We start from the raw sequence: 23,424 nt of genomic DNA on the forward strand, positions 1-23,424 counted from the left end.
GAGCACCCCTACCCCAACGCCCCGTTCCTGCCTCCCCCGAGGTCGGCGGGGTTCACTCCCTGCCGGACGCCACCACCGCCAGCACGCCCGAGGTGAGGGCCGCGACCAGCAGCGGGATGCCCAGGCCGTGATGGAGGACCAGCCACGCGCCCAGGAAGGCGCCGGCCAGCATCGCGACCACAGAAGCCGTGCGGCGCGGCGAGCGCCGCCCGGGGGCGCCACCGAGGCGGGGCTCGGCGGCCAGGCCGGTCAGGGTCATGGTCAGCACGGTGGTGGTGCTGATGGCGGCGACACCGAGTTTGCGGACGGTCGCGTTGCGCAGGTCCATCGCGTACCCCGTGAGGGCGATCAGGGCGTAGACCGTGCCGGTGGCGTGCGGCCGGGCGAAGGCGACCGCCGCCGACAGGGCCAGCAGGGCCGCTTCGGCGGTCAGGGTGAGTCGGGTCCAGGTGCGGCGCGGCCCGTTGCCGACGCGGACCGCCAGCCGCCCGCCGGTTACCGCGCCCAGCAGGAAGAACCCCAGCGAGGTCGCCGTGTGCCGCACGGAGAAGCCGAGCGCACCGGCCGCCGCGAAGCCGAGGACGACCACGCTGCCGGTCATGTTGGCGGTGAAGACCCGGCCGAGCCCCAGATAGCTGACGGCGTCGATCAGCCCGCTCACCACGGTCAGGGCCAGCAGCACGAACACCAGCCGGAGCCCGCGCGCCTCCGGGTCGTACGGCTCCTGTGCCGACGCCTCTTCCGCTGCGCTCACCGCCCCAGTTGACCACGCGGGGGTGCGGGAAACGCCGAAGGCGGCGGCCCGGGGATCGGGGGCCGCCGCCTTCAGCGGCTTCGGGGCGCGCTGCGGGTGGCTCAGTACCAGCCGTTGGCCTGCCAGAAGGCCCAGGCCTTCACGGGGCTGCCGTAGCGCGAGTTCATGTAGCCCAGGCCCCACTTGATCTGGGTGGCCGGGTTGGTCTTCCAGTCGGAACCGGCGGAGGCCATCTTCGAGCCCGGCAGGGCCTGGACCAGGCCGTAGGCGCCGGAGGAGCTGTTGGTGGCCGACGGGTTCCAGCCGCTCTCGTGAGAGACGATCTTGCTGAACGCGTTGAACTGCGCGGCGTCCGGGATCATCTTGTGCGCGATCGCCTGAGCGGAGGAGGCCGAGGTCGGGGCGGCCTGGGCGGGCGCCGCGGACAGTGCCATGCCGGCGGTGGCGGCGGCCACGGCGGCAACGGTGAGGGCCTTCTTCGGGGAAGCGATGCGACGGATGAAGGAGACGGACACGAAGTACCTCTTGCGTCGGGGACAGGGGATCGCCCGCATGGGACGGGCCACGCGATGTGACCGCATGCGTCGGCGCCTCGGCCCGGGTGGGCTTGCGGCGCCTTGCGACGTCGTCCAGAGAAGCAGCCCGGAAAGCCGTCCGCAATGACCCCTTTTACTAGTTGTGGCCGGATCGACGGGAAACGCCGACTCTGTGGCGTGGGTCTCAATGCGTAGGTCAGCGAGGGTGCACTAAGGGGCGTAACGGATATTCGGTGCTACTGCCGCGGATCGTAGGTGACCTGCGTCATGTGGGGCGCTTCACCGTCTCGCTTGCGCTGTGTGAAGCGCCGGACCCGTCACGTGAGCGTTCCGGGCCGTCGAATGTGACCGCGGTCTCGAAGGCGGCCCGCCGGGTGGCCCGGCGCAGCGCGCGCAGCACGGCCGGGCCGAGCACGAGGGTCAGCACCACCGTGCACAGGGCCCGCCCGAGGTCCCAGCCGAGCGAGGTGGCCAGGCAGTAGGCCACGAAACGGGCCAGGTTGGCGGGGACGGAGGCATGGGCGTCGAAGGAGATGTCCGAGGCGGCGGCACCCATGAACGGCCAGCCGGCCAGGTCCATGACCGTGCCGTAGGCGAAGGCGGCGAGGAAGCCGTAGACCGAGAGGAGCAGCAACTCGAACCGGCCGCGCAGCCGGACCGGGCCCGGGAGCAGCCCGGCGCCCATCGTGAACCAGCCCATCGACAGCATCTGGAACGGCAGCCACGGTCCGACCCCGCCCGTGAGCAGCGCGGACGCGAACATCGTCACCGAGCCCAGGGTGAAGCCGAAGCCGGGGCCCAGCACCCGCCCACTGAGCACCATCAGGAAGAACATCGGCTCGATGCCCGCCGTACCCGCGCCGATCGGACGCAGCGCGGCCCCCGTCGCGGCCAGCACGCCCAGCATGGCCACGGCCTTCGGCCCGAGATCCGACTCCGAGATCGTCGCCGCCACGACCGAGACCAGGAGGACGAGAAGCCCCGCGAAGAGCCAGGGCGCGTCCTGGGCGTGGGCGCTGAGCTGCGAGCTGGGCGGAGCGAGGAAGGGCCACCCGAAGCCGGCCACACCGACCGCGCTGACCAGGGCCAGCGCGGCGAGCGAGCGGGGGCCGAGACGGATGGCGTGGAGGCGGGTGGGATGGAGGCGGGTGGGGCGCACGGTGCCCAGGTGACTCACCGGGCTCGTCGGAGTGATCGGGCTCATGCCAGGGCCTTCCGTACCTCGGCCACGGTGAGCCACTGCTGCGGGGCGAGGATCTTCGTCACCTGCGGGGCGAAGGACGGTGAGGAGACGACGATGTGCGCGGTCGGTCCGTCGGCTATGACCTCCCCCTCGGCGAGCAGGACCACCCGGTGCGCGATCTCGGCGGCCAGCTCCACGTCGTGCGTGGCCAGCACGATCGCGTGCCCCTCGGCGGCGAGGCCGCGCAGGACGGTCACCAGCCGGGCCTTGGCCGCGTAGTCCAGGCCGCGGGTCGGCTCGTCCAGTAGCAGCAGGGGCGGGCGGGCGGTCAGCACCACGGCCAGGGCGAGCGCCAGGCACTGCCCCTCGGACAGGTCGCGGGGGTGGGTGCCGTCCGCGATCCCCGGCAGCAGCTCGGACACCAGCGCCCGGCAGGTCCCCGGCTCGGCTCCCGCGTCCCGGTCGGCCGCCGCGCACTCGTCGGCGACCGTGTCGGTGTACAGGAGATCCCGCGGTTCCTGCGGGGCCAGGCCGACCCGGCGTACGAGGTCGGGCGGTGCGGTGCGGTGGGGCTCGACGCCGCCGACCCGGACGCTCCCGGCGCTGGGTGCCACCAGGCCGACGAGCGTGTTGAGCAGGGTGGACTTGCCGGCGCCGTTGCGGCCCATGAGGGCGATGGTCTCGCCGGGGGCGACGGCGAGATCGATGTGCCGCAGGGCGTCGATGCGCGCCCGGCGGACGGAGAGGGAGCGGACCTCGGCGATGTGCGGTTGCCCGGGCTCCGGGGCGGGGGCCGGGCGGTGACGGAACCAGAGGCGGCGCCCTGCGCTGGTGCCGGCCGGGCCGCCCGCGGCCAGGGGTGTGGCGCCCCGAAGGGGCGCGGGGAACCGCGCGACCAGCCCGGACGCACCCGCAGCCGCAGTGTCACGCGTACCCGCGGCGGCGGATGCGGCCAGGCGTTCGCGCAGGGGACCGGCTTGGCGGCGGGCGTCCCGGACCGTGAGGGGGAGGGGGGACCAGCCCGCGAGGCGGCCCAGGGCGACCACCGGGGGGTGGACCGGGGACACCGCCATCACCTCGGGCAGGGAGCCGACGATCGGGGCCTCGCCGGGACCGGGCAGGAGGACGGCTCGGTCGGCGTAGTGGATCACGCGCTCCAGACGGTGCTCGGCCATCAGGATCGTCGTGCCGAGGTCGTGCACCAGACGCTGGAGCACCGCCAGGACCTCCTCCGCCGCGGCCGGGTCCAGGGCCGAGGTCGGCTCGTCCAGGACCAGCACCCGGGGATGCGGGGTGAGGACCGAGCCGATCGCGACCCGCTGCCGCTGGCCACCGGAGAGCGTGGCGATCGGGCGGTCGCGCAGTCCGGCCAGCCCCAGCAGGTCGAGGGTCTCCTCCACCCGGCGCCGCATGACCTCCGGGGCGAGGCCCAACGACTCCATGCCGTAGGCGAGTTCGTCCTCCACGGTGTCGGTCACGAAGTGGGCGAGCGGGTCCTGTCCCACCGTGCCGACCACGTCGGCGAGCTCGCGCGGCTTGTGGGTACGGGTGTCCCGACCCGCCACCGTGACGCGGCCGCGCAGGGTGCCGCCGGTGAAGTGCGGCACGAGACCGCTCACCGCGCCGAGCACGGTCGACTTGCCGACCCCGGACGGGCCGACGAGCAGCACGAGTTCGCCCTCCGGCACCTTGAAGTCGACGCCCTGGACGGTGGGTTCGGCCGCACCGTCGTACGTCACGCTGACATCCTCGAAGCGGATCACGACGGCTCCTTGGGGTCCTGGCGGTCCTGAGGGTTCTTGGGGCCCTGGGGGACGACGAAGGCGGGGAGGAGGGCGAGGAGGATCGCCGCGGCCGGCCACAGGGGGAGGGCGGGGGCGACGAGGGGGACGACCCCGGGGTGCAGCGCCTCCGGGTCGCGGGCGGAGGCCAGGCTGAGCAGCGCGGCCACCGCGGCGCCGGAGTCGGTGACCAGCCAGGCCCGGGCGTCCCACGGGTCCGGGCGGTACCGGGTGCGCGGCGAACGCCGGCCGCCGAGGCGCAGTCCCGCGAGCGCGGCGACGACACCGGCGAGGAGGAGCGGGACGCCGTAGATGCCGCCCTCCGCGGTGAGCAGGCCGTACGTCCCCGCGCACACGCCGAGCAGGCCGCCGAGGGTGAGCGCGGCCGTCGTACGGCGGACGCGGGCGGGGACCTCGACCGTACGGCCGTAGCCTCGGGCCTCCATCGCGGCGGCGAGCGCCACCGAGCGCTCCAACGCGCCCTCCAGCACCGGCAGTCCGACCTGGAGCAGGCCCCGCAGGCCCCGGTCCGGGCGGCCGCGCAGCCGGCGGGCGGCGCGCAGGCGCTGGACGTCGGCGATGAGATGCGGGGCGAAGGTGAGCGCGACGACCACGGCGACGCCGGTCTCGTACAGGGCGCCGGGGAGGGACTTGAGCAGGCGGGCGGGGCTCGCGAGCGCGTTCGCGGCGCCGACGCAGATCAGGAGGGTGGCCAGCTTCAGCCCGTCGTACGCGGCGAAGACGAGCGCCTCCGCGGTCACCTTCCCGCCCAGGCGGATGCCCTGCGCCCAGTGGGGGAGGGGGACCTCGGGGAGCGTGAGGACGGTGTGGGTGCCGGGGATGGGGGAGCCCAGCGCCACCGCGAAGAGGAGGCGGACGAGGAGGACGGCGAGAGCGAGTTTGGCGAAGGCGGTGTAGGCGTGGGCGGTGGGGGTGCCGGTGTCGCCGCGGTGCGTTGCCACGACGTAGGCGGAGGCGGATATGAGGAGCGCGAGGAGGAGGGGGTTGGTGGTGCGGGTGGCGGCGGTACCGAGGGACAGCGACCACAGCCACCAGGCACCGGGGTGAACGGTGGCCCGCTTGAGGGAGCGATCAGCCCCCGCCGGCCCGCAGTCAGACGGAGTCATCGCGTCGCCGTCGGTACTGCCACACCGCCGCGCCTGCCAGCACGGCGACGGCTCCCGCGCCGATCGGCAACCCCAGGGAAGGCCCGCCGCCCGAGCCGCCGCTCTTCTCCTTGTGGGCGTCCGGCTTCCGGCCGGAGGCCACCTGCTCCCCGCACCCCTTCTGCGGATACCCGGAGATCGCGCACAGCAGGGCGTTGGTGTCGTAGCGCAGGGGCGGTGCGACGGCCGCCAGGGCGTCGGCGGTCGCCGCGTCGGCCGGGACCCGCGCGCACATGGTGCGGCGGGCCGGCGGTGTCTCGCCGGACGGCGCGTCCGAGGCGGTGCCGAAGTCGAGGACGAGTGCCACCCGCTTCGTACCGGACTTGGCGGGCGTGCCCGCGCAGATCGTGCCGAAGTCCGCCGCCCCGCGCGGCCGGCTGGCGTCCGCCGAGTCCTCGCTCACCGCGAAGCGGAAGCCCTGCACGGCGCCGTCGTCGGGACGGGCCGTCGACGGGCCCTGCGTGGCGTACGTCCAGTGGCCGCCTTCGCGCTCCCAGAACGACCAGTAGCGGTAGCCGGTGGCCTGCGCCTGGCCCGCCGCCCCGGCCAGCAGGGCGAGCGCGGCGCACAGCAGGCCCGCGGCGCGGCGGACGGCGGTCACGGCTGGCGCTTCTTCCGGCCGCTGAGCAGGAAGCCGACGCCGATGCCCGCGACGAGGCAGACGCCGACGAACCACCAGACGCCGAGATGTGAGCCGCCGTCGGACTTCTCCGGCTGCTCGGCCTTCTTGGTCCCGTGCGCGGCGGAGTCCATGGCCGGGGCCGGGCCGAGCTCGTTGAGGGACCGGACCAGGCTGGTCCCGCCGAAGTCGCCGGGCTGCGCGCCGACCGCGTGCGCGGCGAGGATCAGCTGGGCGTACGCCGCCGGACCGCTCTGCGCCGCCCAGTGCCCGGCGTTCTTCTCCAGCCAGCCGTACGCCTTCTTCGCCTGCTCGGTCCGGCCGTCCGCGGCGAGCGCGACGACCGTGTCCGCGGTGTTGCCGAAGTCCGGCTGGGCCTTGGCGCCGGGGAGGGCGGACTGCAGGTGCCCGGTCTTGCCGACGGCGGCCGCCAGATAGGCGCCGGCGTTGTCGGCGACCTGGGCCGGGCCGGGACGGTCGGCCTTGGCGCACGCGTCGTGCGCGGGCGCCTTGCCGGCCTGGACCACGAACCCCTTGTCGAGGGCGCCGAGCACCCCGGCCGCCGTGGCGTCCGCGTTGGCGGGCAACTTGCCCTTCTTGTCCGGCTGGTAGGCGAGGGCGCCGCCGCCGTCCCGGCCGCAGGGGAGGGACATGGCGGCGAGGAGGTCGTAGGGGGACTTGCCCGCCTTGCCGACGCTCGCCGGATCCGTACCGGCCGCCGCGAGCGCGCCGATGACGACGGAGGTGGAGTTGGTGTCGCTGGGCCCGCCCGGCGAGTAGCCCCAGCCGCCGTCCTTGTTCTGCACGGACTTCAGCCAGGTCACCGCCTTGCCGACGGCGTCGTCGTGGCCGCCGGCCGCCTTCAGGGCCTGGACCGCGGCGGCCGTGCTGTTGGTGTCCACCATGACCTTGGCGTCGCAGGCCTTGGCGGGGGCGGCGCGGAACGCGGCGAAGGCGCCGTTCGCGCACTGCTGACCGGCGAGCCAGTCCACGGCCTTCGCCGCGGGCCGGTAGCCGAGGGTCCGCTGGGCGATGAGCGTCAGCGACTGGCGCCACACGCCGTCGTAGGTCGGGTCGGACGTGCCGTACAGCCCGGACGGGAGCGCGGCCTTCGGGGAGGGAGACGGGGACTGGCCGGCGGCCGTGGCGGGCGCGGCGGCGGCCAGCACGCCTATGGCGGCGAGAGCCGCGGCACTGCGGCGGACGTTCATGGTCGGCGACTGCCTCTCCTGTGGGGAACCGGCAGCACGGGAGACACCCCGGGCGGCTCGGCTCCGTAAACCTCGACGGTGCCGTGCGCGACGGACCGCCGACGCACGCGAGCCGGTCAACGTCCCGCCCGGGGCGTTCCGGCTCACCGCCTCACGGCGGCTCACGGTTGCGGGTCAGCGCCGGAATTACACCGGCTTCCCCCCGTACGGGTGTGATGACGACCCGGCCACTTTACCGGCAGCCTTCAGCGGCCTGAGCAGTGGCTGTGGCCACGCGGTCGCGGTGACCAGGGTCACGGCTGGTACGGCCCACCGGTTCGCGTACCGCCGCACCCTCCCCTAGCCGACCCGCGGGGTGTCGCCGCCGAAGGGCAGGTGCAGTGTGCGGGAGGTGATCAGCCAGTCGCCGTCGATCCGGCGGAAGGCGTCCTCGTAGTGGCCCACCTGGACGGGCGGACCGGAGGGGATGGGGCCGCCGGGCCGGTGTCCGTCGACGCGGTACGTCGTGAAGTACGCGGTGCTGGTCGCCGTGTCCGGGCCGGTCACCGTGACCAGCACGTTGGACATCAGGCGACGGGAGAGCCGGTCGGCGGGCCGGGAGCCGAAGTACGCGCGCAGGGCCTCCCGGCCCTCGATCCGGCGTCCGTCCCCCGGCGGGGGCCACTCCCAGGTGCCGTCCTCGGTGAACAGCTCGGCCACCGAGGCCGGTTCACCGAGGTCGAGGTGGTGGACGAAGTCGACGATCAGGCGCTCACAGGCGCGCTCGGCGAGAAGCCGCTGCAAGGGGTCCATGGGGCTGTCATAACAGGGGCACCCGAGACGAGGCGAACCGATTAGACCGCCACGTAGGCCACCGGCTCGCTCCCCGCCACCGGCTCCGCCCGGCCCTGCTTCACCAGGCGGCGCACATGGGCCTCGGCCTCCGAGACGGCGATGTTCCGGGAGCCGTAGGGGATCTCGGCCCAGGGGCGGTTCCACTCCATGCGCTCGGCGAGCTGCCAGGGCGTGAGCGGCTCGGCGAGCAGCGCGAGCAGGCCGGCCAGGCGCTCCTCGTGGTGGTCGAGCAACTCCCGCACCCGGCCCGGCGCGTCGGTGAAGGCGTGCTGGTGCGCAGGGAGGACCTCGGCGGGGGCGAGACGGCCGATCCGCTCCAGGGAGTCGAGGTAGTCGCCGAGGGGGTCGGTGACGGTCGCGTCGTCCGGGTCCTCGTACAGGCCGATGTGCGGGGTGATCCGGGGCAGGAGGTGGTCACCGCTGAACAGCCGCCCGTGACCCGGAAGCCGGCGGTCGGGGTGCTCCTCCTCCAGGTGCAGGCAGACGTGGCCCGGTGTGTGGCCCGGCGTCCAGATCGCGCGCAGCCTGCGGCCGGGCAGGTCGAGGAGCTCTCCGGGGACGATCTCCCGGTCCGGGAGGGCGGGGGAGAGTCCGGGCAGGGTGCGGGGGGTGAGGAGCGGCGCCAGGTGTTCCTCGGGCGCGCCGGCGGCGGCGAGTTTGGCGCGCATGTAACCGAACCAGCGCTCCGGCCGGGCCTCCCGGGTGCGCCGTACGACCGCGGTGTCGGCGGCGTGCATCGCCACCCAGGCGCCGGACGCCTCGCGCACCCGCGCCGACAGGCCGTGGTGGTCCGGGTGGTGATGCGTGACGACGACGCCGTACACCTCCGCCACCGCCGTACCGCACGCGGCCAGCCCCGCCACGAGCGTGTCCCAGGACGCCGGATCGTCCCACCCGGTGTCGACCAGCACCGGACCGCGGTCGCTCTGCACGACGTAGACCAGGGTGTGACCGAGGGGATTGTCCGGAATGGGAACCGCCACCGACCGTACGCCCCCACCGTGCTCGAACGTCGCCGCCATCGCCCCTCCGCCCCTCCACCCGCCGGCCCGTGACATGGCCCACTATAACTAGAACTGGTTTCAAAGATCGCCCAAGTCGACTGATGCGGCAAGGAGTTGAGATGACCTGCACTGATGCGCCCGCCGCCTGTCATTGCTTGTCGACGTTGGTCGCTGTCGGACGGCCCAGAGACGGCCCAGCCCTAGGAGCGGTGGTTGCTGCACTCGGCTGCTGTACAGCACCTGTGCCGGCGCTTAGAAGAGAGGCGGCTACTTCCGCCTGCATGGGGCTTTGACCTGTTTGTTAGCCGGTGCAGGTCTGCATGCCACGGCCAACTTAGCCGCGTATTCACCGGAGGAAAGAATTCCGGTGATCTCCCCGACGCCTCGCTGAGTGCTGTGCAGAAACAGGACTGCAAAACGGAGCCCTGTCTGACATCGTCGGGTGAGACGACCCGACGGGGGTCTGGGGTGCGGGATCCGTGCTTCGATGCGCAGAGCCTTGGCCCACGGCAGCAACGATCGGCGCTCGCCACCGGGCGTGCTACTCGGGGTGGCCCTAGGCGCAGGGGGGCACACAGCCGTGACTCATAATGCGCGGGTGATGACGAGTTCAGTGCCGTATGCGGATGTCCCCGCTCGCCCCTGGGTGTCCGCCGATGCCAGGCGGTGGGCGGACGTCCGGGTGCCCGCGTGGGCGCGGCCGGTGGGACCGGCTGTGGTGCTGCTGGTGGCCGTGGTGATGGCGGCGGTGATGTTCTCGCCTGACCCGATGTGCACGGTGGCAGCGCCTTGTGGGGCGGACTGGCTTGATGCGGCCGGATCGATGCTCTTCCTGCCGCACCTGGTGTGGCTGTTTGTGCTACCGGAACTCGCGCTCGTGTCCGCCCCGTTGCTGCTGATCTGGATGAGCAATCCCGATATTTGGCTGGGTGGGCCGACCGAGAAGATCGCGGACGCCGTCGTTGTGGCGGCGCTGTGCTGGGGCTGGGCGGCCGTCGTGGCGCGGCTGCGGGCGCGCGGCCGCCAACGCTCGCTCGTGCTCGACGCGGCCGGCGGCATCACGGTGCCTGCCCCGGCGACGGACGACGTCCGCCCTTGGCGTCGGGGCCTGGTCCGCGGCATTGCTGGGGCGATCCTGTGCGCGGTGGCCGGTGTCCTGATCACGTCCGTCGTCGTGGACGACCGGACAGACGACCGTCTGGCCCGTACGGCCATGTCGGAGAACGCCCGAGTCGTGGCCTACAACACTGACGACTACACCGTCACCGTCCGCCTCTCCGATAAAGCACGACACAGGTTCGACGCGCAGGGCAGCTATCGGGTCGGCAGTAGCGTGCCAGTGCTGATGCACGGCGATTGGATGAGGCTCGCCACTGAGCCCTACGGCGACCGCACCGGCCGCCAGGCGCTGGCACTCGTCCTTGCCGGGCTCGGTGTCACCGTGCTCGGCTCGGGCCTGCTCTCCCGCCGCCGGGCGGTGGCGCTGCACCGCGCCCCGGTCCCGGTACTGCGGGTCCTGACCCGTCACGATCAGGGGCGTACGGAGATATTCGCCGCCGACGACACCGCCACCCTGCGCCCGGTGCTGAGCTACGAGCCCCACACCCGCACCCGCACGGCACTGCGCCAAGCCCTGCTCTACGGTGCACCTTGCGAGGGCGGTGAGTTGATTCTGGCGAGCGCAACGGAGTCCGGGCAGTGGCTCGTCGAGGGGACCGCGTCCCCGATATGGCGCGGTTCGCCCGACGGCACGGGCAAGCCCGGGGTATACCGTCCCGGCACAGCACGCACGGCCGCACACCGCCGGGCCGCTGAGGCCCGCGTCCAAGACGCCCTCGCCGCGATGACCCCTGCTACCGGACCGGTCCGGTGGCAGGCAGGTCCGGTGGCGCGCTCCGTCGGAGCGGCGTTGATCGTCGTGGCCATCATGCTGCTGGGGCCGCTCTTCAGGGGTTCCCTTACGTGGTGGCAGCTGCCCTTCTGGTCGGTAGGTGGTTTGTACTGGGTGAGCGTCTGCCTCCGGATGATGATCTGGCGGATCACCGCCGACTCCGATGGACTGCACGTTCGCGGCCTGTGGCGTACTGCCCACCTCCCGTGGGCGGATGTCATCGGCGCTGTCTACACCCCCGAAGGTGAGCTGATCGCCCGTTGCCGCACCGATGTCGACGACGTCCCCGTCGGCAGTGTCGGCTTCCCGCCGTTGGAGCGACGGCTGCGCCGCCCAGGCCGTGCTGAGCGTGCCGCCGCCGAGATCACCGCGATGGTCCGCGAGCCGGGCCTGCGGCCGAAAAACGACGCCAGAGGCACATGAGCGACCCCCGCTCCGACCCTGTCACGCTCAGCGGTCCGTCATATCGGCCGCTCGGGGGCTGACGCCAAGCAACCGAAGCTCGCGTGGCCTTGCGGTGGCTGCCGTACTTCGCTGCTGTGCAACGGCTCCGGAGTGAAAGCGTAGATCGCCCCTCATAGCCCTCTGACCCGCGGCGACGTGTGTCGGAGGGCGTCTGCGACCCGGAGTGTGTCGGAGGTGTGTCGGAAGCTGCGACCGGACCGGGCGTCTGTGGTGTGGGATCCGTGCTTCGATGCGCAGTGCCTCTGGTGCCGCGCCCGGCGGGACGGCTGTCGGAGCCCCGCTTTAGGAGAGAGGGTGGGCCGCACGGCAGGTGACCTGCGGCTTCACTGGTCGCGCTAGTGGGCACGGATGTACCCGCTAGCCACCCTTGTTGACCGCTGCTAACCCCTGCATCTGGCACGATTGTGGCACGTGGCGGCCGGGGACCTCTCGGGGCGGCTTCGGCCGGCCTCGGTCCAAGCTAGGTCATCAATCCGCGGACTACATCTCAGACCCAGGGAGGTTGAGGCCGGTGAGCTTGTATCGCCCGGAGACCTCGTCCGCCTGCTGCTGGACCTGGTTCCGCAGTTGAGCCAAGGCCTCGTTGAACGCGTCGTAGGCCTCCGGACCGAAGCGCCTGCCGTGAAGACCGCCAGCCTCGATGAAGTCCACGAATGCCTGACGCATAGCACGTAGCCAGATGCGCAGGTCACCTCCCGGCTTCTTCAGTTGGTCTAGGTACTCGGACAAGCGAGCGCGGCACTCGGCGGCGGACGCGAGGCAGGCAGCAGCCTCGGCTTGTGGGCGCGCGTACCCGATCGTCAACACACGTTTGTCGGCCAGGAAGTCCATCACCCCCTGCGCGATGTCCCTGTCCGACTTCGTGAACTCCCAGTTCACCCCAAAACCAAAGGCACTGAATGAAGTTGGTCGGATGCCCATCGGTTCCCCTCCCGTTGACGACTCATGTCTCTCAGCCATGGATGGTCGGTGTGGCACGAACACGATCGCAATCAGCCGACGCAGTCGGCGAGGCCTCCTGCCCGAGGACGGCCTGAGTAGGGGTGCTCGCGCGCTCAGCTTGGGAAGCTCGTGTCTTCTGGCCGGGGTTGCCCTGCTGACCTGCGATCAAGGGCCCTGGCGCCCTAGTGAACTGCCGCTGGATACCCCGGTGTTCCCCGTGGTTCCCCGGATAACCTGGCGCGCGTCTGGCACGACCTCTTCGTCCCGAGCTTGACCAAGCTCAGCTACGGAAAAGCCAGTTAACGGGATCAGCCCCCTGAGGGCTTGTCCCAACGGCATGATGGCGCGGTGGATGCAGGGGTATGGGTCGGGGCAATCTTCGGACTCGGTGGCACCGCGCTCGGCGGTGGGCTCTCCATCTGGGCCTCGATCTCGGCACAGAGGCATCAGGCTAAGGCAGCTCGCGAACTCGTGGTGTCGCAGCGGGTGGACGCTGCAGCAGACTCAGCGATCCAGATGTTCTTCCAGATCAAGCAACATGTGCGGGGGCGGCCGACTGAGAGTGAGGCCGAAGGGCACCAGCGCATCCAGCGATGGGAGAAGTCTCTCCAGAACCAGGTCAGCAAGCTGGAACCGATCCTGCTAAGGATTCGCGACCGCGAGTTCCGGCTCACCCAGGCCGCCGAGTTCCTGGCGTGGTCCGATGTCACTGAGCCGCAGCTCGGAGGATCGGTCACCATCCTGAACGCGCTTTGTGATCACGCCTTGGACTGTTTGGGAGCCTTCGTACGGGACGAGCCGCTGCCGCCGGAACAGGGCGGCATGGCCTGGGCTCGCCGAGTAGAGCACGAGTACGGAGTGGTCATGGAAGGCATGTACGAGTGACGGCAAGACCGATCTTGAAAACCGTCGTGGCAGCGATGTCACCGTGGGTTCAAACCCCACCGCCTCCGCGCGATGAGCAGTGAGAATGGCCCCCGACCTGGTTGGTTGGTCGGGGGCCGTTCTCGTGTCCGGCTACCGTGACTGCCCGGTGTTCCCCGTGGCTTCCCGCTCGATCGGGCACGCAAGGGGCACGACAGCCTCCTCGATGCGAACTATGGGCGGGGCGGTCGCTGAGGTCTGCCAGGCACGTCAGTCGGCTGCTTGGGCCTGGTGGCGGTCGTTCGGAGGCGCGGAGGTTGCTGTACTTCGCCGCTGTACGGCTCCCCTGGATGGTCTGCCTGGACGGGACAGCATGAGGGCCGGCGCTTGCGCGATCATGCGCACATGGAATCGTGGACGATCAAACACTTCTCCCAGGCCAACCCGGCGGGAACCGGGCAGGATGACGTGCCTGCGCTGCTCCGTAGAGTCGCAGACTCCATCGAAAGCCTTGGCTTGGTCAAGGTCCAGGATCTCGTCATGCATACGGAGATCACTGCGGGCGGCGATTGGCCGAGTCTTACGGTCTACTTCCACGACGCCGAAGACTGATCCGGGCTGTACGCGGACGCTTTGTACTTGGTCCGCTTCCTTACCAGGTCGATCACAGCCCCCGTGAAGACTGGAAAGCTCCCAGCCTGACGCCGCCCCGTCGACCGCTGGGGCTGCTCTCGTCCGGCCGCGTTCGCCGATGTTGGTGTCAGCCGTTGGTGTCACCAGGTGCACGCTTTCCAAGTCTGTTGGCGGCCCGCCAGGGGCCGTGCCGGGGCATTCACCTGCGTTCATGTCCGTCCGGGCGCTCATCACGAGCCGAGGGCTGGACCCGCCTGAACGGTCTTGGCCGTCGCTGAATGAGACGGAAACTGAGACGGTCTCTGTCGGCAGCGTGGCTGCATCAGAAAGGGGGATCGGTGTCGTAACCGTTCCACGGCTCGTCGGTCCACGGTGAGGGCTTGAGCTCCGAGTCGCAGAATGAGTACCGCTCGTGTCGGACCTCCAGCCCGGCGGTGTTCTCACCCCAGGTCGTCAGGGCCTCGATCGACCGCTCGCGATACTGCCAGAGCGCGCTTGCAGCGAGCACGTCCCGCAAGAGAGGCGCCAAGGCGAATCGGTGGTGGAGCAGGCGGGGGTCGTCCAGCAACGGGATGCAGGTGGAGACGGCTGCCTCGCGCACGTGGATGTCAGGGTCGTCGAGAAACGCGGACGTGGCACGGAAGAGCCGCGGTCGAATGCGGCAGATCTCGACGAACGGCGGGTAGTCCTCTGGAGGGAAGCCGAATCGGCGACTGATCGCTGCGGCTTCGTCGTCTGCCTCATTCGCCACGGAGTCAAGCCATCCCAGCATCTCGGCACGCAGCGGCCCGGGAAAGCTGCGAGGGTTCTTCTGGACGGACCGGAGTGAGCGCTCATCGCTGAGAATCCCCGCCACGTACAGGGCGGCCGGGGCCGTAGCGGTATACAGGGTGTTCTGGTGGTGAACCACGTGATGCAAGTCGTCCAGCGCCCGAGACCGTACGCCCTCATCCACGCCGGTGAGCCCGATCAGCATCTCGGGGACGTCGTCGGCCGGCCCATAAGCATGCTGCAAGGCACCCCAGTGCGTCGCGGCCAGTACTTCCGCGGGATCGATCGGCTCGGCAAACTCCTGGTCGAGGGTCACGCGGGGAGTATGACAGTGCTCGTAAGGGGCAGGCTCGGCCCCTGGACGACCGTTACTACCACCCATCCGGCGTGACAGCGGCTGGCGACCGTGATACCGCCAGCCGTGTGCCCTTCTGATCCGTAGCTCTATGTGGATCGGTTATCGACGGTCAGACCGGTCAACTTCCGGTCTCCTCCGGGCTCTGCTGTACACGGCCGGTTGCTGTGGTTGCTGTACTTCGCTGCTGTACAGCTAGCGCTCTTCGGCCCACGACCGGAACATAGTCAGGAGCTCGGTCAAGTTGCCGGGACCGCAGGCGCCGTCGAATTGATGGTCTACCACTCGCGCGAAGATCCAGTCATTGGGACCACGCGTGATGGTCTGCTTGGGGTACTCGCACTCTTCGAGCGAAGTGTCCTCAAGATCAATCGTGACGGTCCACCCAGGGTTGTCGAGCGTCGCGATCTTGACACCCCATTCGTGCTCCCAATCGCCGTCGCACTGCTCGGCGTACCACCCCTGCAGCCAGCTGAGAACGCTGTCCGAGTCGTTCATATCCGCTGATCCTATAGACGGCTGTGGCCTGAATCCGCGGCCTCATCTTTATCAGGTCGATCATCGCGAGCTCTAGGCACTGGATCTTGGCCGCTATGCGGCGTGAGAGTGATCGCTAGGGTTCGCCCTGATCCGCCTTCGTCCGCCGCTGTTGGTGTCAGCCGCTGGTGTCAGACATCAGTGGCCCACTTGACGGTCACCTTAGATAGGGAGTAGGGCGCCACTCAGTCGCCGTTGCCAGCACGACGAGCCTTGCCGAACGCTCCGCCCCAGACCAGAAGCACCGCACCAAGCACGGCGAGCCCCAGAGCTACGGTGGAAAGCACCATCGCTGCTCCGGAAGGGAAGCCGAGGAGTTTGGGTCCTCCGTCCAGGACGGGGCCGCCAGCCATCGCTATCCAACCCCAACCAGCCCTAGGCGACGGCGCATACGCCGCGGTTCCCCGGCCATTCAAAGTCAACACGCCCAGAACTACGAAAACGCAGCCGGAACCCAACATGATCCACGCGGACATGGCACCCCTCCATGGGGAGGCTACTACACGGGCGGAACGGCTTTGGTCTGTGGCCTGGCGGTGCCTAGAGCACCAGTTTGGAAGACTGCCGTCAGCAGGAGCCGGGTGACCCGTCTGCGGCTTTTTGGCGCTGTCTCGGCACGCCTATGACTGGCTGAGTCGACCGGACACCCGCGCCCACTTTTCAAGGCAAAAGCCGCATATCAGGATGCAGAGGCCCGTCAATCCTGCGATGTTGCGAAACATGTCATCGTGCCGATATGCGTCGAGAAGCTCGACCGACAACCCAAGCCCCATCAGGATGACGCCGAGCCCCCAGATTCGGGGTGACTCGACACGGCCCCTGAGCCGAGGGAGCAGCCAGCGGCGGAAGACTGCAGCTCCGCCTGGTACCAGAGTGATCGCCAAGACAGCTCCGAGAGCGGCCCAGCCATAAACGCCCATGACGAACGCCTCTCCCCGGAAGATCGTCGGCGCGGCTCCAAGCCGCACGAGCGGATCATGTCACGGCCCTTGGGGTGGGGGAAGGTTGCGTCCTGGGGAGTGGGTGCGATCTTCGGCGCAGGTCAGAAGCGAATGTAGATGCTGCAGCTCAGCGCGGGATGGTACGGCCCTTCAAGTGGCGGACGCAGAACAAACAGCGCAAGGTCGGCGTAGCGACTTTGGCCGGGAGCTGCTTTGGCGCGAGTGATCATGGCCCCTTACGCTGGCCCGCGGATCGGGCAGGCTTGTGGGCCTGCCCGTTAGTGCCCGATGTGGGGCCATGATCTTCGAGGCTCGCGCCAAAGTGGCTGGCTAAAGTCGTGGAGCCGACCGCCCCAGCCACGACGTGCTCTGACCTCATGCACTGCGTGCCTGTCTCTTGGGCGGGAGCGGGCGGCCGGCGGTGCCGAGCGGGGCGGAGACTTGAGCGCGGGCGCCGTCGGCCGCCCGCGCCCGCCCGGAGGAGCGAAGCGACGACGGGTGCTTGGAAATCGTCCGCTCTCCTCGCTCCAGCCGTCCGACATCCGAGCCTGGATCCGGGAGTTGGAGGACACAGGAAGCGCTACATCGTCCCGCCGTGTGATCTTCGGGAACGTATCGGCGGTACTCGCTGCCGCAGTTGATGACGGTCGCCTCGCGCGCAATCCCTGTGGGGTGCGCTCGGTCCGCCGCCCGAAGCCCGCCCCTGGTCGTGTTGCGCCGTGGTCCGCAGAGCGTGTGTTCTCCGTGCGGCGGGGGCTGCCTGACCGATTCCGGGCCATGGTCGACGTCGGGGCCGGATGCGGACTTCGGCAAGGGGAGATCTTCGGGTTGGCCGTCGACGAGGTGGAACCGCTGTCCGGCGTTCTGCACGTCACTCAGCAGGTCAAGGTCGTGGAACAAAAGCTGGTCTTCGCTCCGCCGAAGAACGGCAAGCTCCGTGACGTGCCGCTGCCGGACTCGGTCGCCCTCGCGCTCGCCGAGCACATGACGGCCTTCCCGCCGGCCGAAGTCACGCTGCCCTGGATGCGACCCGACGGAGAGCCGGTGACCAGGCTCTTGTACTTCACGGGTGCTGAGGGCGGAGCGGTCTGGCGCAACGCTTTCAACACGCACGCCTGGAAACCTGCGCTCGCCGCGGCGGGAGTGATCCCCAAGCCCGGGCCGGGGGAGCGGTACAAGGAAGCCCGCGAAGACGGCATGCACGCGCTACGGCACTTCTACGCCTCAGTGCTCCTCGACTCCGGAGAGAGCATCAAGGCCCTGAGCGCCTACCTTGGCCATGCCGACGCCGGGTTCACGCTCCGCACCTACACCCATCTCATGCCGAGCAGCGAGACGCGTACGCGGAAGGCCGTCGACGAGATGTACCGGGCGGCCCGTAAGCCCCCGACGGCCCCCTGACGGCCCACGCGTTCCGCACCCGCCCCTGATCATCGGGAAACCGCTGGTCAGGGGCATTCTCGTCCTGGCCGTGGACTACTTTAAGAACTGGTTTCAATGGATGCCCAAGTCGACTGATGCTGTGGATTGTTCAGCTGACCTGCGCTGATGTGCGCACCAACTGTCGCTGGTTGTCGACGTTGATCAGTCCGTAGTCGCCTCCCGTCCGGACGGGGTGTCTCCGGTCGGGTTTCTGAGCACTGCACGTCGCCCTCGGTCAAGTCTGTATCGGGATTGTCGGCGGCCGGCGTCAGACCGCAGGCCAAGCCGACGTTGCGCACGGCCAACGGGCCCTCTCCATCGCCAGGACCGTGTACTCCGGCGAGGTCGTGGTCAGCAGGGCCTGCCTCGGGCTCCACCGATGAGTTCTTGTGCGCGGTCGGGTCAGTACGGGCATGACTGCTGTGAACAGACCACCGGTCGCCTCCCGCCGGGAGTGGCTGACCGCCGTCGACACCCTGCGCGCCCGGGAGAAGGCGCACACCCGGGAGGGCGATGCGATCGCCGCCGCGCGGCGACGGCTGCCCATGACGGAGGTGGACCCGTCAACTCCGCTCGTCGGAGGCAATGGAGAGGTCTCCCTGATCGACGTCTTCGACGGCCGCACCCAACTGTTCGTCTCGTATCACATGTGGCACGGCGGCCGCCCCGCAGCCGACCAGTGTGAGGGTTGCACCTTCTTCACCGGGCAGGTCCGCGAACTGTCCTATCTGCACCAGCGGGACGTCACCTTCGCCGTCTTCTGCCAGGGCCCGTTCGACGAGTCCGAACGCTACCGCCGCTTCATGGGCTGGGACATGCCCTGGTACTCCGTACCCGCCGAGTCGCGCGAACCGCTCCTCGCCGGCCGCCACTTCGGAATGAAAGCGAGCTACCTCCGCGACGGAGAACGCGTCTACGAGACGTACTGGACCACCGGCCGCGGCGTCGAACCCATGGCGCCCTCCTACGGCATCCTCGACATGACCGTCCACGGACGGCAGGAAACCTGGGAGGACTCCCCGCCAGGCTGGCCGCAGCCGTACGAAACCCTCGGTCAGCAGTTCCGCAAGGACGGACGGCCGACCGCGCAATGGGCACGGATCACCGCAGGCCACGACGACGACCTCCACAGCGGACAGCCCATCACGGACGGCTCAGGCTGCTGCTCCTGAACGGGAACCCGACGGCGGTCCCGGCTGCACGGTCGAGGCCCCGTCCGGGCCAGTGAAGTCCCAGCTCAAAGCGTTTCCAACTCTGTACACAGGTGGCCCTTCGGGAGAGGAAGCAGCACATGAACTGCACGAGCGAGTACGCAGGCGCGGGTGGCATCACCGCGCTCGCTGCCGCCATCGAGTGCCTGGCAGCAATCAAGCAGTGTGACATCCGGGAGGTGGCGAAGTGACCGTGGTGGTGGACGCTGAGATCACGGCGCTGCTGAGTGTCTTGCAGGTGCAGCGAGACCACGTGTTGGGGGCAGTGGAAGGGCTCAGCGAGGAGGTGCTGCGGCGCCCAGTACTGCCCTCTGGGTGGAGTTGCCTGGGGATGGTGCAGCACCTCACGCTGTCGGTGGAGCGTTTGTACTTCCGTGCCGTTGTGGCTGGGGATCCGGTGGTCATCGACCTGGTGAGCAGCCAAGACAGCGCATGGCAGGTGGCTTCGGGGCTGTCGGCCGCCGATGTCCTTGACCACTATCGCCATGAGGCGTCCCTAGCGGATGCCGTCATCGCCGCCTCATCTGCAGATGCCGACTTGGTCTGGTGGCCCTTTCCGGAGGGTGAGTGGCGCCTGCACAATCTTCGGGATGTCCTGCTCCATGTGATCACTGAGACCGCGTGCCACGCCGGCCACCTTGATGCGGTTCGCGAACTCATCGACGGGCGTCAGTGGCTGGTGAACACCTAGACCAACAGCGGCGCAACAGGGTCAAGGCCGATGCGTCCGAGGTGGATCAACCCTTTTACGGCCCTCTGACGGCCCACGCGTTCCGCACCCGCCCCTGATCACCGGGAAACCGCTGGTCAGGGGCATTCTTGTCCTGTCCGTGGACTACTTTAACTAGAACTGATATCAGTTCTGAAACAGCGTCAGAAACGTGCGGTGCGGTGGGAGGTAGTCGGCCATGACCGAGCTCGTGGAACACGGACAGCTGTTCATAGGCGGGGCGTTGACCGAGTCCCTGGGCGAGGATGTCATCGAGGTGGTCTCCCCGCACACCGAGGAGGTCATCGGCCGGGTGCCGCACGCCTCCCGGCAGGACGTGGACCGGGCCGTGGCCGTCGCGCGCCGCGCCTTCGACGAGGGGCCGTGGCCGCGGGCGACACTGGAGGAGCGGATCGAGGTCGTCACCCGCATCAAGGACGGCATCGCGGCCCGGCACGAGGAGATCGCCCGGGTGATCTCCGCCCAGAACGGCTCCCCGTACTCCTGGAGCGTCCTCGCCCAGTCGCTCGGCGCGATGATGGTGTGGGACGCCGCGATCAGGGTCGCGCGGGACCACACGTACGAGGAGCGCCGGGACGGGATCCTCGGACCGATCCTCGTCCGCCGCGAACCGGTCGGTGTGGTCGCGGCCGTGGTCCCCTGGAACGTCCCGCAGTTCGTCGCCGCCGCCAAGCTCGCGCCCGCGCTGCTGGCCGGCTGCACGGTCGTACTGAAGCCGTCCCCGGAGTCCCCGCTCGACGCCTACCTCCTGGGGGAGATCGCGCGGGAGGCCGGCCTGCCCGAGGGCGTGCTCTCCATCCTCCCCGCCGACCGCGAGGTCAGCGAGTACCTGGTCGGCCACCCCGGCGTCGACAAGATCTCCTTCACCGGCTCGGTCGCGGCCGGCAAGCGCGTGATGGAGGTCGCCGCCCGCAACCTCAGCCGGGTCACGCTGGAGCTGGGCGGGAAGTCGGCGGCGCTGGTGCTGCCGGACGCGGATCTCCAGGCGGCCGTGTCGGGCATCGTCCCGGCGGCCTGGATGAACAACGGGCAGGCGTGCGTGGCCCAGACCCGCATCCTCGTCCCGCGCGCCCGCTACGACGAGTTCGCCGACGCCTTCGCGGCGGCGGCCGGCGCGCTGCGGGTCGGCGACCCGCTGGACCCGGCGACCCAGGTCGGCCCGCTGGTCGCCCGCCGCCAGCAGCAGCGCAACCTCGACTACATCCGGATCGGCCAGGAGGAAGGCGCCAAGATCCTCACCGGCGGCGGCCGGCCGGCGGGGCTGGAGAAGGGCTGGTACGTCGAGCCGACCCTCTTCGGAGACGTGGACAACTCCATGCGGATCGCCCGCGAGGAGATCTTCGGCCCGGTCATCTGCCTGCTCCCGTACGGCGACGAGACCGAGGCCGTGAAGATCGCCAACGACTCGGACTACGGCCTGTCCGGCAGCGTGTGGACGGCCGACGTCGAGCACGGCATCGACGTGGCGAGGCAGGTCCGCACCGGCACCTACTCGGTCAACACCTTCAGCCTGGACATGCTGGGCCCGTTCGGCGGCTACAAGAACTCCGGGCTGGGGCGGGAGTTCGGCCCCGAGGGGTACGGCGCCTATCTGGAGCACAAGATGATCCACCTGCCGGCGGGGGCGTAGGCCATGGGCGACCGCTGGCACGTCGAGGTCGACCGGTCGCTGTGCATCGGCTCGGCCCAGTGCCTCCACCACGCCCCGCACTCCTTCCGTCTCGACTCCGCCCGCCAGTCCCACCCGGTGGACCCGGACACCGACGCCGCCGGGCCCGTCCTGGAGGCGGCCGAGGGCTGCCCGGTGGAGGCGATCGCGATCACGCTGCTGGGCAGTGGGGAGGCGGTGTTCCCGCCGGAGGAGTAGGCGTGTCCGTGCCCCGGGTTACCCTCCTGCGGTCGTGAACGGAACGAGCAGGGGCGGGGAAGCGTGGACAGGTCCGAGGCGGTCGAGCTGATCAGGCGGGCGCGCGAGGAGTGGCAGGCCGAGGAGTGGCTGCGGGCCGCCGACCTCTACGAGCGCGTGCTCGCGCACTATCCGGACGAGAACCCGAGCGCGGTGTGGTGGTACGACGCCGCGCTCGCCCACAAGTTCCTGCGCAACTGGGCCAAGGCGTACGAGCTGGGCCGCGAGGCCGCCGCCCGCGCACCGCGCGGTGAGGGCGACCCGGCGTACTGGAACCTCGGCATCGCGGCCACCATCCAGCGCGACTGGGCGACGGCCCGGGAGGCGTGGACCGGCTTCGGCATCCGGCTCCCGGACGGCGAGGGCGAGATCGACGGCCGGTTCGGGCAGGCGTGCGTCCGTCTCGACACGGGCGGGGAGAGGGAGGTCGTCTGGATCGAGCGGCTGTGCCCGACGCGCGGCCGGGTCATGAACGTACCGGGGACCGCCGGCCGCCGCTTCGGCGAGATCGTCGTCCACGACGGCGAGCCGAAGGGCCGCCGGGTGGTGGACGGCCGCGAGTACCCCGTCTTCGACGAACTCCTCCTCTTCGAGGCCTCCGACCTGCCGACGCTCACCGTGACGGTGAACGCCGCCGAGGCCGCCGACGTCGAAGCCCTGATCGACGTCTTCGTGGCCCGGGACTACGGGGCCGAGCCGCACAGCAGCTTCGAGCTGCTGTGCGCCTGCTGCAGCGAGGGCACGCTGGAACGCGAACGCGACACCCACGGGGGCGTCCAGCGGGTCTCCCTGGCGGCGCCGCAGGAGGAGGCCCGGCGGCTGCTGGACCTGTGGGCCGCTCAGGCTCCTTCGGCGCGCGGCTGGAGCGCTCTGGCCCCGGCCGGCTGAGGGTCAGGCGCGCCCGCCCGGCTCCGTCAGGTCGATCAGGCGGCACACCGTCTCGATGTCGATCTTCACCTGGGCGATGGAGGCGCGGCCGGAGAGCCAGGTGATCAGGGCGGAGTGCCAGGTGTGCTCGATGACGCGGACCGCCGAGAGCTGCTCGGGGGTGGGGTTCTCCAGGCCCATCGCGTCCAGGATGATCAGGGTCGTCTGGCGCGAGACCTGGTCGACCTCCGGCGAGACACTGCGGTCGGCGAAGGTCAGGGCGCGGACCATCGCGTCGGCCAGGTGCGGCTCGCGCTGCAGGGCGCGGAAGGCCCGCATGAGGGTCTCGGCGACCCGCTCGGCGGCCGTGTCACCGGCCGGCGGCTTCTTCCGCAGGGTGCCGTGCATGTGCTCCAGCTGGTCCTGCATCGTCGCCACCAGCAGGTGGACCTTGGAGGGGAAGTAGCGGTACAGGGTGCCGAGGGCTACCTGGGAGGACTCGGCGACCTCGCGCATCTGCACGGCGTCGAAACCGCCCCGGCTGGCCAGCTGGGCGCTCGCGTGCAGGATCCGGCGACGGCGGGCCTCCTGGCGCTCGGTGAGCGGCGGCGAGGGGGGCCTCGAAACACTGGCTTCCGCAGGCATGGGTCCCGTTCCGTGACAGTCGGTGAAGGCGTCTGTGGGGCACGTGATCAGACAGCATGGCAGGGCGACGCGCCGTGGCGCGAATCACCTGATCCACTGCTCACAGCGCCCTTACCTGCCGGTAGATTCAGAGCCTCTTGAACGATCAAGTCTGAA

The 23,424-nt window shown here is 70.2% G+C and carries 22 protein-coding genes and 1 riboswitch; of the genes, 9 read left to right on the forward strand and 13 right to left on the reverse strand.

From position 1 onward, the window contains the following. Positions 1-52: 52 nt before the first annotated feature. The 9 genes from ACIBJF_RS12890 to ACIBJF_RS12930 form a co-directional block, all read right to left on the reverse strand. Entirely contained in the window at positions 53-754 is a 702-nt protein-coding gene (locus ACIBJF_RS12890) for a YoaK family protein (RefSeq protein WP_399173730.1), read from the reverse strand. A gap of 101 nt (positions 755-855) precedes the next feature. Beyond that, positions 856-1,269, reverse strand: a complete 414-nt coding sequence (locus ACIBJF_RS12895; RefSeq protein WP_399173731.1) for a transglycosylase SLT domain-containing protein — start codon at positions 1,267-1,269, stop codon at positions 856-858. 286 nt (positions 1,270-1,555) lie between these two features. Beyond that, positions 1,556-2,494 carry an ECF transporter S component gene (locus ACIBJF_RS12900; RefSeq protein WP_399173732.1) on the reverse strand — a complete coding sequence of 313 codons (939 nt, stop codon included), beginning with the start codon at positions 2,492-2,494 and terminating at the stop codon, positions 1,556-1,558. After that, positions 2,491-4,236, reverse strand: coding sequence for an ABC transporter ATP-binding protein (locus ACIBJF_RS12905; protein ID WP_399173733.1), 1,746 nt, complete (start codon positions 4,234-4,236; stop codon positions 2,491-2,493). Before ACIBJF_RS12905 ends, ACIBJF_RS12900 begins: the two co-directional genes overlap by 4 nt. Beyond that, on the reverse strand, positions 4,233-5,381 hold the full coding sequence (locus tag ACIBJF_RS12910; RefSeq protein ID WP_399173734.1) for an energy-coupling factor transporter transmembrane component T: 1,149 nt from the start codon (positions 5,379-5,381) through the stop codon (positions 4,233-4,235). Before ACIBJF_RS12910 ends, ACIBJF_RS12905 begins: the two co-directional genes overlap by 4 nt. Continuing rightward, positions 5,368-6,021 carry an SCO2322 family protein gene (locus ACIBJF_RS12915; protein ID WP_399173736.1) on the reverse strand — a complete coding sequence of 218 codons (654 nt, stop codon included), beginning with the start codon at positions 6,019-6,021 and terminating at the stop codon, positions 5,368-5,370. Before ACIBJF_RS12915 ends, ACIBJF_RS12910 begins: the two co-directional genes overlap by 14 nt. Next, the gene (locus tag ACIBJF_RS12920; RefSeq protein ID WP_399173737.1) at positions 6,018-7,250 is read right to left on the reverse strand and encodes a prenyltransferase/squalene oxidase repeat-containing protein; all 1,233 of its coding nucleotides are present in this window, start codon (positions 7,248-7,250) and stop codon (positions 6,018-6,020) included. The genes ACIBJF_RS12915 and ACIBJF_RS12920 overlap by 4 nt, the downstream gene beginning before the upstream one ends. 131 nt (positions 7,251-7,381) lie before the next feature. Beyond that, positions 7,382-7,452, reverse strand: a riboswitch (cobalamin riboswitch). A 137-nt stretch (positions 7,453-7,589) separates the two neighbouring features. After that, positions 7,590-8,042, reverse strand: a complete 453-nt coding sequence (locus tag ACIBJF_RS12925) for a nuclear transport factor 2 family protein (protein WP_399173738.1) — start codon at positions 8,040-8,042, stop codon at positions 7,590-7,592. Between the two features lie 41 nt (positions 8,043-8,083). Beyond that, positions 8,084-9,106, reverse strand: coding sequence for an MBL fold metallo-hydrolase (locus ACIBJF_RS12930; RefSeq protein WP_399173739.1), 1,023 nt, complete (start codon positions 9,104-9,106; stop codon positions 8,084-8,086). Between the two features lie 481 nt (positions 9,107-9,587). Here ACIBJF_RS12930 and ACIBJF_RS12935 point away from each other — a divergent pair, with 481 nt between their 5' ends. Then, on the forward strand, positions 9,588-11,402 hold the full coding sequence (locus tag ACIBJF_RS12935; RefSeq protein ID WP_399173740.1) for a hypothetical protein: 1,815 nt from the start codon (positions 9,588-9,590) through the stop codon (positions 11,400-11,402). Positions 11,403-11,924: 522 nt separating this feature from the next. Here the strand turns inward: ACIBJF_RS12935 and ACIBJF_RS12940 are convergent. Beyond that, positions 11,925-12,323, reverse strand: coding sequence for a hypothetical protein (locus tag ACIBJF_RS12940; RefSeq protein WP_399173741.1), 399 nt, complete (start codon positions 12,321-12,323; stop codon positions 11,925-11,927). Between the two features lie 411 nt (positions 12,324-12,734). On the opposite strand from ACIBJF_RS12940, the gene ACIBJF_RS12945 reads away from it, so the two are divergent. Both ACIBJF_RS12945 and ACIBJF_RS12950 read left to right on the forward strand, forming a co-directional pair. Next, complete coding sequence (locus tag ACIBJF_RS12945) at positions 12,735-13,271, forward strand: hypothetical protein (RefSeq protein WP_399173743.1); 537 nt, start codon at positions 12,735-12,737, stop codon at positions 13,269-13,271. A gap of 384 nt (positions 13,272-13,655) precedes the next feature. After that, a complete protein-coding gene (locus ACIBJF_RS12950; RefSeq protein WP_399173744.1) occupies positions 13,656-13,862 on the forward strand; it encodes a hypothetical protein in 207 nt (68 codons plus the stop codon). Between the two features lie 343 nt (positions 13,863-14,205). Here ACIBJF_RS12950 and ACIBJF_RS12955 read toward each other — a convergent pair whose 3' ends face one another. Beyond that, positions 14,206-14,970, reverse strand: a complete 765-nt coding sequence (locus tag ACIBJF_RS12955; RefSeq protein WP_399173746.1) for a hypothetical protein — start codon at positions 14,968-14,970, stop codon at positions 14,206-14,208. A 234-nt stretch (positions 14,971-15,204) separates the two neighbouring features. Beyond that, complete coding sequence (locus ACIBJF_RS12960; protein WP_399173748.1) at positions 15,205-15,507, reverse strand: immunity 53 family protein; 303 nt, start codon at positions 15,505-15,507, stop codon at positions 15,205-15,207. Positions 15,508-17,264: 1,757 nt separating this feature from the next. Between ACIBJF_RS12960 and ACIBJF_RS12965 the strand changes: the two genes are divergently transcribed. The 6 genes from ACIBJF_RS12965 (at position 17,265) to ACIBJF_RS12990 (ending at position 22,644) form a co-directional block, all read left to right on the forward strand. Then, positions 17,265-17,888: a tyrosine-type recombinase/integrase gene (locus tag ACIBJF_RS12965; protein ID WP_399173749.1), complete on the forward strand. Its 624-nt coding sequence runs from the start codon at positions 17,265-17,267 to the stop codon at positions 17,886-17,888. A 434-nt stretch (positions 17,889-18,322) separates the two neighbouring features. Continuing rightward, the gene (locus tag ACIBJF_RS12970; RefSeq protein WP_399173750.1) at positions 18,323-19,081 is read left to right on the forward strand and encodes a DUF899 family protein; all 759 of its coding nucleotides are present in this window, start codon (positions 18,323-18,325) and stop codon (positions 19,079-19,081) included. Between the two features lie 226 nt (positions 19,082-19,307). Next, positions 19,308-19,811, forward strand: a complete 504-nt coding sequence (locus ACIBJF_RS12975) for a DinB family protein (RefSeq protein ID WP_399173751.1) — start codon at positions 19,308-19,310, stop codon at positions 19,809-19,811. Positions 19,812-20,028: 217 nt separating this feature from the next. Next, positions 20,029-21,480, forward strand: coding sequence for an aldehyde dehydrogenase (locus ACIBJF_RS12980; protein WP_399173752.1), 1,452 nt, complete (start codon positions 20,029-20,031; stop codon positions 21,478-21,480). Between the two features lie 3 nt (positions 21,481-21,483). Beyond that, the gene (locus ACIBJF_RS12985) at positions 21,484-21,717 is read left to right on the forward strand and encodes a ferredoxin (RefSeq protein ID WP_399173753.1); all 234 of its coding nucleotides are present in this window, start codon (positions 21,484-21,486) and stop codon (positions 21,715-21,717) included. Positions 21,718-21,780: 63 nt separating this feature from the next. Beyond that, positions 21,781-22,644 (forward strand): tetratricopeptide repeat protein, encoded by an 864-nt coding sequence (locus ACIBJF_RS12990; RefSeq protein ID WP_399173754.1) that lies wholly within the window; start codon positions 21,781-21,783, stop codon positions 22,642-22,644. Between the two features lie 3 nt (positions 22,645-22,647). Here the strand turns inward: ACIBJF_RS12990 and ACIBJF_RS12995 are convergent, their stop codons facing one another. Continuing rightward, positions 22,648-23,268 carry a TetR family transcriptional regulator gene (locus tag ACIBJF_RS12995; protein ID WP_399173755.1) on the reverse strand — a complete coding sequence of 207 codons (621 nt, stop codon included), beginning with the start codon at positions 23,266-23,268 and terminating at the stop codon, positions 22,648-22,650. Positions 23,269-23,424: the final 156 nt, after the last annotated feature.

This window comes from Streptomyces sp. NPDC050743, from assembly GCF_044456925.1.
Classification (GTDB): Bacteria; Actinomycetota; Actinomycetes; order Streptomycetales; family Streptomycetaceae; genus Streptomyces.

What these genes read in the sequence shown, in the direction of transcription:
- ACIBJF_RS12900 (WP_399173732.1), bottom strand. Translation starts at nt 2,494, where the DNA reads ATGAGCCCGATCACTCCGACGAGCCCGGTGAGTCACCTGGGCACCGTG.
- ACIBJF_RS12910 (WP_399173734.1), bottom strand. Translation starts at nt 5,381, where the DNA reads ATGACTCCGTCTGACTGCGGGCCGGCGGGGGCTGATCGCTCCCTCAAG.
- ACIBJF_RS12920 (WP_399173737.1), bottom strand. Translation starts at nt 7,250, where the DNA reads ATGAACGTCCGCCGCAGTGCCGCGGCTCTCGCCGCCATAGGCGTGCTG.
- ACIBJF_RS12925 (WP_399173738.1), bottom strand. Translation starts at nt 8,042, where the DNA reads ATGGACCCCTTGCAGCGGCTTCTCGCCGAGCGCGCCTGTGAGCGCCTG.
- ACIBJF_RS12930 (WP_399173739.1), bottom strand. Translation starts at nt 9,106, where the DNA reads ATGGCGGCGACGTTCGAGCACGGTGGGGGCGTACGGTCGGTGGCGGTT.
- ACIBJF_RS12950 (WP_399173744.1), top strand. Translation starts at nt 13,656, where the DNA reads ATGGAATCGTGGACGATCAAACACTTCTCCCAGGCCAACCCGGCGGGA.
- ACIBJF_RS12960 (WP_399173748.1), bottom strand. Translation starts at nt 15,507, where the DNA reads ATGAACGACTCGGACAGCGTTCTCAGCTGGCTGCAGGGGTGGTACGCC.
- ACIBJF_RS12965 (WP_399173749.1), top strand. Translation starts at nt 17,265, where the DNA reads ATGGTCGACGTCGGGGCCGGATGCGGACTTCGGCAAGGGGAGATCTTC.
- ACIBJF_RS12970 (WP_399173750.1), top strand. Translation starts at nt 18,323, where the DNA reads ATGACTGCTGTGAACAGACCACCGGTCGCCTCCCGCCGGGAGTGGCTG.
- ACIBJF_RS12980 (WP_399173752.1), top strand. Translation starts at nt 20,029, where the DNA reads ATGACCGAGCTCGTGGAACACGGACAGCTGTTCATAGGCGGGGCGTTG.
- ACIBJF_RS12985 (WP_399173753.1), top strand. Translation starts at nt 21,484, where the DNA reads ATGGGCGACCGCTGGCACGTCGAGGTCGACCGGTCGCTGTGCATCGGC.
- ACIBJF_RS12995 (WP_399173755.1), bottom strand. Translation starts at nt 23,268, where the DNA reads ATGCCTGCGGAAGCCAGTGTTTCGAGGCCCCCCTCGCCGCCGCTCACC.